Source organism: Micromonospora sp. WMMC241, from assembly GCF_027460165.1.
GTDB classification, from domain to species: domain Bacteria; phylum Actinomycetota; class Actinomycetes; order Mycobacteriales; family Micromonosporaceae; genus Micromonospora; species Micromonospora humi.
Map to the genome: position 1 here is coordinate 128,037 of NZ_JAPZBF010000001.1, position 12,017 is coordinate 140,053.

The 12,017-nt window shown below is 72.9% G+C and carries 10 protein-coding genes and 1 tRNA gene; 6 read left to right on the plus strand and 5 right to left on the minus strand.

Annotation, left to right across the window (positions count from 1 at the left end; all coding sequences use genetic code 11):
- Window positions 1-80: 80 nt before the first annotated feature.
- Both O7598_RS00670 and O7598_RS00675 read left to right on the plus strand, forming a co-directional pair.
- A complete protein-coding gene (locus O7598_RS00670) occupies window positions 81-1,346 on the plus strand; it encodes an aspartate kinase (protein WP_269689532.1) in 1,266 nt (421 codons plus the stop codon).
- Between the two features lie 5 nt (window positions 1,347-1,351).
- Window positions 1,352-2,410 (plus strand): aspartate-semialdehyde dehydrogenase, encoded by a 1,059-nt coding sequence (locus tag O7598_RS00675; RefSeq protein ID WP_269689533.1) that lies wholly within the window; start codon window positions 1,352-1,354, stop codon window positions 2,408-2,410.
- A 110-nt stretch (window positions 2,411-2,520) separates the two neighbouring features.
- Here the strand turns inward: O7598_RS00675 and O7598_RS00680 are convergent, their stop codons facing one another.
- Window positions 2,521-3,972 (minus strand): sensor domain-containing diguanylate cyclase, encoded by a 1,452-nt coding sequence (locus O7598_RS00680; protein WP_269689534.1) that lies wholly within the window; start codon window positions 3,970-3,972, stop codon window positions 2,521-2,523.
- 165 nt (window positions 3,973-4,137) lie between these two features.
- Here O7598_RS00680 and O7598_RS00685 point away from each other — a divergent pair, with 165 nt between their 5' ends.
- The 3 genes from O7598_RS00685 to O7598_RS00695 all read left to right on the plus strand — a co-directional run bounded on the left by O7598_RS00685 (window position 4,138) and on the right by O7598_RS00695 (window position 7,648).
- Window positions 4,138-4,917 (plus strand): phosphodiesterase, encoded by a 780-nt coding sequence (locus O7598_RS00685; protein WP_269689535.1) that lies wholly within the window; start codon window positions 4,138-4,140, stop codon window positions 4,915-4,917.
- Window positions 4,918-4,921: 4 nt separating this feature from the next.
- A complete protein-coding gene (locus O7598_RS00690) occupies window positions 4,922-5,620 on the plus strand; it encodes a histone deacetylase (protein WP_269689536.1) in 699 nt (232 codons plus the stop codon).
- 285 nt (window positions 5,621-5,905) lie between these two features.
- Window positions 5,906-7,648, plus strand: a complete 1,743-nt coding sequence (locus O7598_RS00695; protein WP_269689537.1) for a bifunctional metallophosphatase/5'-nucleotidase — start codon at window positions 5,906-5,908, stop codon at window positions 7,646-7,648.
- 69 nt (window positions 7,649-7,717) lie between these two features.
- Here the strand turns inward: O7598_RS00695 and O7598_RS00700 are convergent, their stop codons facing one another.
- On the minus strand, window positions 7,718-9,007 hold the full coding sequence (locus O7598_RS00700) for an MFS transporter (protein WP_269689538.1): 1,290 nt from the start codon (window positions 9,005-9,007) through the stop codon (window positions 7,718-7,720).
- Window positions 9,008-9,117: 110 nt separating this feature from the next.
- Between O7598_RS00700 and O7598_RS00705 the strand changes: the two genes are divergently transcribed.
- A complete protein-coding gene (locus tag O7598_RS00705) occupies window positions 9,118-9,591 on the plus strand; it encodes a hypothetical protein (protein ID WP_269689539.1) in 474 nt (157 codons plus the stop codon).
- 76 nt (window positions 9,592-9,667) lie between these two features.
- On the opposite strand, the gene O7598_RS00710 is transcribed toward O7598_RS00705, so the two are convergent.
- From O7598_RS00710 to O7598_RS00720, 3 genes are all read right to left on the minus strand, one after another.
- Window positions 9,668-10,771: a calcium:proton antiporter gene (locus O7598_RS00710; protein WP_269694700.1), complete on the minus strand. Its 1,104-nt coding sequence runs from the start codon at window positions 10,769-10,771 to the stop codon at window positions 9,668-9,670.
- A 110-nt stretch (window positions 10,772-10,881) separates the two neighbouring features.
- Window positions 10,882-10,958, minus strand: a tRNA-Pro gene (locus tag O7598_RS00715).
- Window positions 10,959-11,106: 148 nt separating this feature from the next.
- Window positions 11,107-12,000 carry a metallophosphoesterase gene (locus tag O7598_RS00720; RefSeq protein WP_269689540.1) on the minus strand — a complete coding sequence of 298 codons (894 nt, stop codon included), beginning with the start codon at window positions 11,998-12,000 and terminating at the stop codon, window positions 11,107-11,109.
- Window positions 12,001-12,017 lie beyond the last annotated feature (17 nt).

The window sequence follows — 12,017 nt, forward strand, 5'->3', positions numbered from 1 at the left end:
GTCTGACACGCGCCGCCGGACCGAGAAACCCGGCGGCGTCGGCACGCTCAGGGCCGTCACTGGGAGGGGAGCGCACCGTCGTGGCACTCGTGGTGCAGAAGTACGGCGGGTCCTCCGTCGCCAACGCCGAGCGGATCAAGCGGGTGGCCGAGCGCATCGTGGCGGCCCGCAAGGCGGGCGACGACGTCGTCGTGGTGGTCTCCGCCATGGGCGACACCACCGACGAGCTGCTCGACCTGGCCAACCAGGTCAGCCCGCTGCCGCCCGGCCGCGAGCTGGACATGCTGCTCACCGCCGGCGAGCGGATCTCGATGGCGCTGCTCGCCATGGCCATCCACAACCAGGGGTACGAGGCACGCTCGTTCACCGGTTCGCAGGCCGGCGTGATCACCACCTCGGTGCACGGCCGGGCCCGGATCATCGACGTGACCCCGGGGCGGCTCAAGGGCGCGCTCGACGAGGGCGCGGTGGTCATCGTCGCCGGCTTCCAGGGCGTCTCGCAGGACACCAAGGACGTCACCACGCTCGGCCGGGGCGGCTCGGACACCACCGCCGTGGCGTTGGCCGCCGCGCTCCACGCGGACGTCTGCGAGATCTACACCGACGTGGACGGCATCTTCACCGCCGACCCGCGGATCGTGCCGAACGCCCGGCACATCAGGCAGATCACCTACGAGGAGATGTTGGAGCTGGCCGCCTGCGGCGCGAAGGTGCTGCACCTGCGCAGCGTCGAGTACGCCCGGCGCGCGGGGTTGCCGATCCACGTCCGTTCGTCATACTCGACCAACACCGGCACGATGGTCACCGGATCGATGGAGGACCTTGCTGTGGAACAGGCACTGATCACCGGGGTCGCCCACGACCGCAGCGAGGCGAAGATCACCATCGTCGGGGTGCCCGACGAGCCGGGCGCCGCCGCGCGGATCTTCGACACCGTCGCCGGTGCCGAGATCAACATCGACATGATCGTGCAGAACGTGTCCACCGAGGGCACCGGCCGCACCGACATCTCGTTCACGCTGCCGAAGGCCGACGGCCCGACCGCGATGGCCGCGCTCAGCAAGATCCAGGAGACGGTCAAGTTCAAGGGCCTGCTCTACGACGACCACGTCGGCAAGGTCTCCCTGATCGGCGCCGGCATGCGCTCGCACCCCGGCGTCGCCGCCGGCTTCTTCGCCGCGCTCGGCACGGCCGGCGTGAACATCGAAATGATCTCCACCTCGGAGATCCGGGTCTCCGTGGTCTGCCGCGACACCGACCTCGACAAGGCGGTCCGCGCCATCCACGACGCCTTCGATCTGGGCGGTGACACCGAAGCCGTCGTCTACGCCGGCACCGGGCGGTAACGCGGATGCCGCCGCTGCCCACCCTCGCCGTGGTCGGCGCGACAGGTGCCGTCGGCACCGTGATGTGCCAGATCCTCTCCTCGCGCCGCAACGTGTGGGGCGAGATCCGGCTGCTCGCCTCCGAGCGCTCGGCCGGCCGCCGGGTACGGTGCCGGGGCGAGGAGTTGACCGTCCAGGCCGTCACGCCCGAGGCGTTCGACGGCGTCGACGTGGCGATGTTCGACGTGCCCGACGACGTCTCGGCCGAGTGGGCGCCGGTCGCGGTGGCCCGCGGCGCGGTGGTGGTGGACAACTCCGGCGCGTTCCGGATGGACCGGGACGTGCCGCTGGTGGTCCCCGAGATCAACCCCGACCAGGTGCGCAACCGGTCGAAGGGGATCATCGCCAACGCCAACTGCACCACCCTGGCGATGATCGTCGCGGTCGCCCCGCTGCACCGCGAGTACGGCCTCCGCGAACTGGTCCTCGCCTCCTACCAGGCGGTCTCCGGGGCGGGGCAGGCCGGGGTGGACGCGTTGCACCTCCAGCTCGGCAAGATCGCCGGGGACCGGGTGCTCGGTTCCCGCGCCGGCGACGTACGCCAGGCGGTCGGCGACGAGCTGGGCCCGTTCCCCGCGCCGCTGGCGCTCAACGTGGTGCCGTGGACGGGCTCGCTGGCCGACGGCGGCTGGTCCTCCGAGGAGCTGAAGCTGCGCAACGAGTCGCGCAAGATCCTCGGGCTGCCCGACCTGAAGGTCTCCGCCACGTGCGTGCGGGTGCCGGTGGTGACCGGTCACTCGGTCGCCGTGCACGCGGTCTTCGCCACCGAGGTGGACGCCGAGGGCGCCCGCGAGGTGCTGCGCAACGCGCCGGGCGTGATCCTGGTCGACGACCCGGCGGCCGGCGAGTTCCCGATGCCCATCGACGCGGTCGGCACCGATCCGTCCTGGGTGGGCCGGATCCGCCGGGCGGTCGACGACCCGAGAGCCCTCGACCTCTTCGTCACGGGCGACAACCTCCGCAAGGGCGCCGCCCTGAACACCGCCCAGATCGCCGAACTCCTGGCCCGCGAACTCACCCCCTGACCTCGGCGATCTTGCAGTTCCTGCCCGGGCAAAAGGCGCATCTGCCGCACAACCTGGGCCGAAAGTGCAAGATCGACGCGCCGGGGTGAGGGTGCGAGGGCGGGGACGGGTCAGGCGGCGGAGAGGTGGACGCCGTCGCGGCCCTGGCGCTTGACCGCGTAGAGGGCCTGGTCGGCTCGGTGCAGGGTGCGCTCGGGGGTTTCGCCGGGGCGGGGCAGCGCGATGCCGACGCTGATCGTCCGGCCGGTGCGGCGCGCCGCCTCGGTGAGCCGCTCGGCGATCCCGACCGCCTCCTGCGGGTGGCTCACCTCGATCACCGCGACGAACTCGTCGCCGCCGGTCCGGTAGAGCTCGTCGCCCTGGCGCAACGCGCCCTCCAGCGCCCGGGCCAGCCCCACCAGCAGCCGGTCACCGGCCTGGTGGCCGTAGGTGTCGTTGACGTCCTTGAATCCGTCGACGTCGATCGCCAGCAGCGCGGTACGCCCCGGCGTGGCGCTGGCGATCCGCTGTCCGAACGGCCCGGTGTGCCGCAGCCCGGTGAGCGGGTCCGAACTGGCCTGCTCGCGCAGCCGCGCCAGGGTGCGCAGCCGGTCGAGGCAGGTCCACGCCTGCCCGGCCAGCAACTCGATCAGGTTGACCGTGGTCGGGTCCGGCCGGAGTGACCGTTCGTCGGCCACCAGCAGCACGCCACCGGCGGTCGGCGCGCCGACCGGCACCGCCACCAACGTGCGCGCGCCGGCCCGGGTCAGCGGCAGATACTCGCCGGTCGGCGGGTGCCCCGCCTCGCCCAGCGTGTACGCCGAGCCGTACCGGTGGGCCCGGTCGATCATCCGGTCGAGCGCGGCCGGACCGGACTCGGCCAGCTCGGCCCGGATCCGGGCCTCCAACTCGCCGGGGGTGTCGGTGGCCGCACCCAGCCGGGGTCCACGCCGGCCGGTGAGCACCAGCACGGCGGCGGAGAGCGCGGACACGTCCCGGGCCGCGGCGATCGCGGCGGTCATCAGGTCCCAGTCCGTCGGCGCGGCGGTGAACGCGGCGGCGTGCCGGAGCAGCTTCTCGCTGCGGCTCTCGGCCGGCGGGCCGCCGAGCGTCGCGATCCGGGCGCCGAGGCGGTCGGCCAGGCGTTCGGCGGTCTCCCGCCACGGCGCGAGCGTGACCGGCTCGCTCCACTGCAGGTCGAGCACGCCGATCGGCCGGCCGGCCGGGTCGCGTACCGGCACGCAGAGCTCGGCCGTGACGTCCGGTCGGACCGGCAGGTAGTCGGGGTCGGCGGCGACGTCGGGCACGGCGGCGGTCACGCCGGAGGTGTAGACCCGGCGCACCACCGAGGGCTCGGGCCGGTGCCGGGTCGGCCCGTCGGTCGCGGCCGGCACGTGCGAGAAGACCTGCCAGGCGCCGGTGGCCGCGACGCACCGGAGGCGGTCGTGGACGCGGAGCAGGACGGTGGCGGTCGCCGGGGTGTGCCGGGCGAGCGCGGCGACGGTCCACTGGCACGCCTCCGGCACGGTCGACGCCGTGGGAAGGCGCACCGTGACGTCGCGGAGGACTCGCTCGTGATCCACGTCGTTCCTGTTGGGAGGGGGTGGGGCCGCGATCAAATGTACTCATCGCGGGTGCCGTCGACCTTCGTACACATGTGCTATCCACAGGCTGTGGACGCCGCCTGTGGGCTGCGCGGCCCACGCCTGCGGCGATAGCGTGGAGATCCCGGGCCCGAGGAGGCGCCGATGCTCATCGCCCAACTCAGTGATCCGCACGTGACCACCGGTCCCCTCGCCGCCGAGCCGGCGGCCGGCCTGCACCGGGCGTTGGGCACGGTGCTCGCCCTGCGCCCCCGCCCGGAATGCGTGGTGATCACCGGCGACCTGACCGGCCACGGCCGGCCGGACGAATACCTCGCCCTCCGCGAGATCGTCGGGCGGTTCCCGCTGCCGGTCCACCTGGCCACCGGCAACCACGACGATCGCGAGTCGCTGCTCGACACGTTCGGCGGCACCCCCCACCTGGCCGGCGGGTTCTCCGCGCACTACCACGTCGACCACCCGGACGCCACGCTCGTGGTGCTCGACTCGCTCACCCCGGGCGGCTCCGGCGGGCGGCTCGGTGACGAGCAGCTCGACTGGCTCGACGGGGTGCTCGCCGGCCGGCCGGAGGCGCCCGCCGTCGTGTGCCTGCACCATCCGCCGGTCGCGGTCGGTGTCCCGGCCGCCGACGCCATCCGGCTCGCCGACGCCGACGCGCTCGCCGCCGTGCTCGGGCGGCACCCCCATGTCGTACGCGTCGCCGCGGGTCACCTGCACCGGCCGGTGACCAGCGCGTTCGCCGGTACGGTCCTGACCACCGCACCGAGCACCTGGGTGCAGGCGAGCCTGACCATGAGCGACGAGGACGAGATCGGCTGGGTCGCCGAACCGACCGCGTTCCTGCTGCACCGGGTGGCCGACGGCGGCTGCGTCACGCACACCGTCCAGGTCAGTCACGCCGCCGGACGGACCTCTTGGGCCTGACCCCGTGCCGCTCCTCTGGTACGTCGCCTACGGGTCGAATCTGCACGCGGCACGACTCGACTGGTATCTGCGCGGCGGGCGACCGCCCGGCGGACTGCGCACGTACCCCGGTTGCCGGGACTGTCGACCACCGCACCGGACGGTCCCGGCGCTGATCCCCGGCGGGATCTACTTCGCCGGCGAGTCCCGGGCCTGGACCGGCGGCATGGCGTTCTACGACCCGGAGCTGCCCGGGCGGGCGGCGGTGCGCGGCTACCTGGTGACTGTCGAGCAGTTCGCCGACATCGCGGCCCAGGAGATGTACCGGCGGCCCGGCGCCGACCTGGCCGGGATCCGCACGGCCGCCGGGACCGGTCGGGCCACGCTCGGTCCGGGCCGCTACGAGACGCTGCTACGGGTCGGTGAGCGCGACGGCCTGCCGATGCTCACCTTCACCGCCGGGCACCGGGCGGTGGAGGTGCCCTGGACCCGCCCGGCCGCCGTCTACCTCGGCATGCTGGCGCGCGGGCTGCGGGAGGCGCACGGCTGGGACGTCGCGCGGACCGTCGACTACCTGGCGGGTCGGCCCGGGGTGGCCGGGCGCTGGACCGGGCCGGCGTTGCGCGCACTGGTGCGGGCGGCCCACGGCGGATCGGGAACCGCCCCTCCGGTGCTCATGTCGAGTTCGGACAGTCCGCCTCGGATGTCGGACCGGCGGACGTGAACGGCCGTTCGGCTCGCGATGGGTGACCTGCCGGAGATGTTTCGGCCAACGGTGGTTGCCAGCGCAAGGAATTCCGCGTGACATGAGCGTCGGCGTCGGCTCCCTGGTCCCTGGGAGCCGACGCCGTGGGCTCGACCTGCGGCCCGGCGGATGAGAAGCTACCCCGGCGGGCGGCGTTCCCCCCGAGTGCCGCCTTCCGCGATCGACCCCTGTCACGGCACGGATCAGGGTCACCGGGCGAACCATCGTCCGGCCACCACGCGCCGGTATCTCACGAGGAGTTCCATGTCCGTCTCCGGGATGCGCCGCCGGGCCACCGTAGGCCTGGCCGCACTCGCCGCGACCGCGTTCGCCGCGGTCGCCGTCACCCCCGACCAGGCCGAGGCCCACTCGAAGCCGGTCGACGTCCAGCTGCTCGCGATCAACGACTTCCACGGCAACCTGGAACCGCCGACCGGGTCCAGCGGCACCATCGACGGCCAGGCCGCCGGTGGCGCGGAATACCTGGCCAGCCACCTGAAGGCGATGCGTGCGGCGGCCCAGCAGCAGGGCAAGGGCACCGTCACGGTCGCGGCAGGCGACCTGATCGGCGCCTCGCCGCTGCTCTCCGCCGCGTTCCACGACGAGCCCACCATCGAGGAGATGAACCTCGCCGGGCTCGAGTTCGCCAGCGTCGGCAACCACGAGTTCGACGAGGGCGCCAAGGAGCTGCTGCGGATGCAGCGCGGCGGCTGCCACCCGGTCGACGGCTGCGCCGACGGCACGCCGTTCGAGGGCGCCAAGTTCAAGTACCTCTCCGCGAACGCGTTCAAGACCTCCACCGGCCTGCCGCTGATGCAGCCGTTCGGCATCAAGATCGTCAAGGGTGTGCCGATCGGCTTCATCGGGATGACCCTGGAGGGCACCCCGAACATCGTCAGCCAGCAGGGCGTCGCCGGGCTGCGCTTCACCGACGAGGCCGACACCGCCAACAAGTACGCCAAGATCCTGCGCCTGCTCGGCGTCAAGAGCATCGTCGTGCTGCTGCACGAGGGTGGCGTGCAGAACGGCGGCGGCATCAACGACTGCACCGGGTTCAGCGGCCCGATCGTCGACATCGCCAACCGGATGGACCCGGCCATCGACGTCATCGTCAGCGGCCACACCCACGCCGCGTACAACTGCAACATCAACGGCAAGCTGGTCACCAGCGCCAGCTCGTTCGGCCGCCTGGTCACCGACATCAACCTGAAGATCGACCCGCGTACCCGGGACGTCGTCAGCGCGTCGGCGAACAACGTGGTGGTCACCCGGGACGTCGCCAAGGACCCGGCCTCGACCGAGCTGATCACCCGGTACAAGACCGCGCTCGGCCCGGTGGCCGACCGGATCGTCGGCGAGACCACCGAGGCGATCACCAAGACCCAGGAGAACCTCTACCAGACCGGGGTCGACGCCAACGGCAAGCCGACCTACCAGACCGGTGAGTCGCCGCTGGGCAACGTGATCGCCGACGCGCAGCTCGCCGCGACCGACAACGAGCAGAACGCGGTCGCCGCGTTCATGAACCCCGGCGGCGTACGTGCCGACGTCGACGCCGGCCCGGTCACCTACGCCGAGGCGTTCACCGTGCAGCCGTTCGCCAACAACCTGGTCACGCTGGACCTGACCGGCGCGCAGCTCTACTGCATGCTGGAGCAGCAGTTCACCGTGGCCCGGGTGCTCTACGCGTCCTCGACCGTGCACTACGTCGTCGACGTCAACGGCACCACCGCGCCGGCCGGCACGCCGTGCGCCGGCACCCGGGTGGTCCGGGGCAGCCTCACCATCAACGGCACCCCGGTGACCGACACCGCGACCTACCGGGTCACGGTGAACAACTTCCTCGCCGGTGGTGGCGACGGCTTCAGCGTCCTGACCGGCGGCACCAACGCGGTGACCGGCCAGATCGACCTGGACGCCTTCACCGCGTACCTGACCGAGAAGTCGCCGGTGTCCGCGCCGGCGCTGGACCGGATCCAGACCACCGCGGAGGTTCCCGCCGCCTGACGGCATCGCACTCCCGAACGGGCCCCCCGGAGCACTGCTCCCGGGGGCCCGTTCCTCGTCCGCTGCGGGTCAGGCCGCGGGGGCGGGCTGGGGTTGCGTGGTGGGGGCGGGCGAGGGGCGGCCGTCCTGGGTGGGGGTGAGCAGGGGGCGCAGGGACAGCGCCAGCAGGGAGGCGACCAGGCAACCGCCCACCACGACCGCCACCCAGACCCGACCGTCCGCCGCGCCGATCAGCGGCCCGGCGGTGACCGGGCCGACCACCCCGCTGATTCCGAAGATCATCGAACTCATCGCGTTGTAGCGACCGCGCAGCTCGTCCGTGGCCAGTGCGTTGGTCAGGGCGGGCATGACCGGGGACAGCATCGTCTCGCCGAACCCGAAGATCGCCGAGCAGGCCACCACGCCCAGCGCCGCGAGCAGCGCGTTGCCGCCACCGACCACGCCGGCCGCGCCGAGCACCAACCAGGCGCCCGCGAAGACCGCGCCGACCGCCGCCAGCGCGCCGGTCCGGCTGCGACCCTCCATCCGGCGGATCACCAGCAGCTGGGAGAGCACGATCATCACGGTGTTCGCGGCGAGTGCCCAGGCCACCACCCGTGGCGTCACCTCCACCACCCGCACCGAGTACGCCGCGAAGCCCACCTCGATCTGCGCGTACCCGCAGGTGGTGAGCACCAGGCCGAAGAGGACGAGCCGGCGGAACGGCCGGTCCCGCAGCACGGTCAGGTAGCCGCCGGCAGTCGGCGCGGCAGCGCCCCCGCCCACCGCCGCGACCGGCCGGCGCCCCACGTGCGGCAGCGTGAGCAGGATCAGGGCCGGCGTCAGGTAGCTCACCGCGTCCAGCAGGTAGACCGCCTGGAAGGTGACCGGGCGCGCCACGTCGACCACCGCGCCGGAGATCAGACCGCCGGCGCCGATGCCCAGGTTGAGCAGGGCGAAGTTGAGCCCGAAGACCCGCTGCCGCTCACCGTCGCCGGTGAGCGAGGCGAGGATCGTGTTCTGCCCCGACCAGATCGCCGAGCTGCCGATCGCCACCAGCGTCATCACGCCGAACGCCGACGCGGTCGAGTCGACAAGGGCCAGTGAGCCGGTGCCGACCGCCTCCACGACCAGGCAGGGCAGCACCACCCGGCGCGCGCCGAACCGGTCGATGAGCGTGCCGCCCAGCGGTGACAACGCCAGCGTCACCGCGCCGAACCAGCCGATCACCAGGCCGGCGCGGGCGTCGGTCAGGCCACGCACGTCGGTGAGGTAGATGAAGAGGAACGGCAGCGTGAGACCGCGCCCGACGGCGGAGAGCAGGGTGCCGAGGAGGATCCGGCGGGCTTCGGGACGAGCGGGCAGGGCGCGGCGCAGCATGGCTGGGATTCTGGGTGGCGGGTACGACGACCGCGACCCGTTTACCGCCGTGCCGGGCGGACGCCCAGCCGGAAGGTGAGCAAGCCCACCCGGTCTGCCATGCTGGCCCGGTGACCACCGCCTGGCGTCATCTGCCCGCACCGGCCCGCGAGATCGCCGTGACCGCCACGGACGCGGTCGACGCGGCCCGGGCCCGGGACGCCGGGGCGTACCGACCGGCCGTCGAGCGGCTCGCCACCGTCGACCGGGCCGGGCTGGTGCTCGGCGGCGTGGTCCGGCTCCTGCTGGAGGAGGGGCATCCGGACGGGCTGGACGGCGACGACGTACGCCAGGTGCTGGAGCGTTGCGTCCGGGCCGCCACGACGTGGTGGCCCGAGGTCGACCCGCACGTCCTGCTGGTGCTGCTCGCCGGCGCCCTCGGCGTCTACGACCCGGGCGACGACGACGCCCCGCCCGACCCGGCGGCCGTGGCCCGGCACGCCCCGCTGCTCGTCGCCGACCTGCTGGCGGTCACCGACCGCCCGTTCGCCGACTACCTGAGCGTGGCGTTCGCCGAGGTGGCCCGCACCGAGCTGCACGACTGACCGAGGCCGGCCGGCACGCCGCTGCGGGGTCGGCGACCGGTCACGGGCCGGCTGCCGGTCAGGGGCTGGCTGCCGGTCAGGGGCTGGCGGCGAGGAAGACGAACGCGGCGAGCAGCACCAGGTGCACCCCGCCCTGGAGCACGGTGGCCCGCCCGGGCACCACGGTGAGCACCGCGGTCACCGCGGTCAGCGCCAGCAGCGTCATCTGGGTGCCGCCCAGCCCCAGCAGCAGCGGGCCGTCCAGCCAGATCGAGGCGATCGCGATGGCCGGGATGGTCAGCCCAATGCTCGCCATCGCCGAGCCGAGGGCCAGGTTGAGGCTGATCTGCACCCGGTCCCGCCGGGCCGCCCGGGCGGCGGCAAGCGTCTCCGGCGCCAGCACCAACAGCGCGATGACCACGCCGACGAACGCCTGCGGCAGGTTGGCCGCCTGGACCGCGGTCTCGATCGCCGGGGAGATGGTCTTCGCGTCGCCGACCACCGCGACCAGCGCCACGACCAGCAACGCCAGGCTGGCCAGGGCGGTGCGGGTGGACGGCGGCTCGGCGTGCCCGTCGCCGTCGCGGTCCTCGGCCATGATGCTGCCCTCCTGGGTCACCGGGAGGAAGTAGTCCCGGTGCCGGCCGGTCTGCACCATCACGAACAGCAGGTAGAGGGCGAGCGACGCGACCGCAGCGAAGGCGAGCTGGGCCGGGGAGAACTCCGGACCCGGTCGGGCGGTGGTGAACGTCGGCACCACCATGCTGAGCGTGGCGAGGGTGGCCACGGTGGCCAGTGCCCCGCCGGTGCCCTCCGGGTTGAACACCGCCACCTGCCGCCGCAGCGCGCCGAGCAGCAGCGACAGGCCGAGGATGCCGTTGCAGGTGATCATCACGGCGGCGAAGACGGTGTCCCGCGCCAAAGCCTGCGTCTTGTCCCCACCGCTGATCATCAGGGTGACGATCAGACCGACCTCGATCACGGTGACCGCGACCGCCAGCACCAGCGAGCCGTACGGCTCACCCACCTTGTGCGCGACCACCTCGGCGTGGTGGACGGCGGCCAGGACGGCGACCGCGAGCAGGGCGGCCACCACGAAGATCAGCGCACCGGGCAGCTCCCGGCCCCAGGTGAAGACCAGCAGGAGCACGGCGAGCACGGGTACGACGGTGGTCCAATCGGTCAGGCGGGATCGGATCATCATCGCTGGCATGCGTCTACCTTGCCAGGACATGCGATCGACCGCCCGCGGCCGCCCCTGGAAACGAGTCAAGGCCCCTCTGTGGAGGGGCCTTGACCGTCACTTACCTCTGGTCGGGGTGGCCGGATTCGAACCGACGACCTCTTCGTCCCGAACGAAGCGCGCTACCAAGCTGCGCCACACCCCGAGGCGTGCCGACAAATAGTAGCCCACCCGCCTCCGGGATCAAACTCGGTACCCCCGCCCGCCCGATCACCTGGATCTTGGTACGGATCCGCCCTCCCGGGGGCGAATCCGTACCAAGATTGCCAGTGGCGAGCCGAGGGCGAGCGGGCTCAGCGGGGGATCAGGGTGAGGATGCTCGCCTCGGGGCGGCACGCGAAGCGGATCGGCGCGGTCGGGTGCGTGCCCAACCCGGCGGAGACGTGCAGCCAGGAGTCCGAGCCGGGCCAGCGGTGCAGCCCGCGCGCCATCGACCGGGGCAGCCCACAGTTGGTCACCAGCGCGCCGTAGCCGGGCACGCAGACCTGCCCGCCGTGGGTGTGCCCGGCCAGGAGCAGCCGGAAGCCGTCGGCGGCCATCCGGTCCAGCACGGCCGGCTCCGGGGAGTGGGCCAGGGCGATCGACAGCGCGGCGGAGTCGCCGGCCGGCCCGGCCACCGCGTCGTAGTCGTCCCGCTCGATGTGCGGATCGTCCACGCCGACCAGCTCGATCTCCCGACCGCCGGCCTTGAGCGTGGTGCGGGCGTTGTTCAGGTCCGCCCAGCCCGCGCCGGTGAGGATGCCCCGCAGTTCCTCGTACGGCAGCGGCACGCCGTCGGAGTACTCCCGGTCGGGCAGGAAGTAGGTGAACGGGTTCTTCAGCACCGGCCCGGTGTAGTCGTTGGAGCCGAACACGAACGCGCCGGGCAGGTCGAGCAGCGGCTGGAGGGCCCGCAGCACGCCGGGCACCGCCTCCGGGTCGGCCATGTTGTCGCCGGTGACCACCACCAGGTCCGGGTCGAGCGCGGCCAGCGAGGCCACCCAGTCCTGCTTGCGCCGCTGGTTCGGCATCATGTGCAGGTCCGACAGGTGGAGCACCCGCAGCGGCTCGGCGTCGGTCGGGAGCACCGGCACGTCGTACCGGCGCAGGGTGAACAGGTTGCGCTCGACGAGCGACGCGTAGGCCAGGGTCGTCGCGCCGGCGGCGACGGTGCCGGCCGCGAGCCGGAATAGTGTGCGCTTTCGCATGGGGTTCAGGGTAGTTT

What these genes read in the sequence shown, in the direction of transcription:
- O7598_RS00685 (WP_269689535.1), top strand. Translation starts at nt 4,138, where the DNA reads ATGCTCATCGCCCAACTCAGTGATCCGCACGTGACCACCGGTCCCCTC.
- O7598_RS00710 (WP_269694700.1), bottom strand. Translation starts at nt 10,771, where the DNA reads ATGATCCGATCCCGCCTGACCGATTGGACCACCGTCGTACCCGTGCTC.
- O7598_RS00675 (WP_269689533.1), top strand. Translation starts at nt 1,352, where the DNA reads ATGCCGCCGCTGCCCACCCTCGCCGTGGTCGGCGCGACAGGTGCCGTC.
- O7598_RS00720 (WP_269689540.1), bottom strand. Translation starts at nt 12,000, where the DNA reads ATGCGAAAGCGCACACTATTCCGGCTCGCGGCCGGCACCGTCGCCGCC.
- O7598_RS00695 (WP_269689537.1), top strand. Translation starts at nt 5,906, where the DNA reads ATGTCCGTCTCCGGGATGCGCCGCCGGGCCACCGTAGGCCTGGCCGCA.
- O7598_RS00700 (WP_269689538.1), bottom strand. Translation starts at nt 9,007, where the DNA reads ATGCTGCGCCGCGCCCTGCCCGCTCGTCCCGAAGCCCGCCGGATCCTC.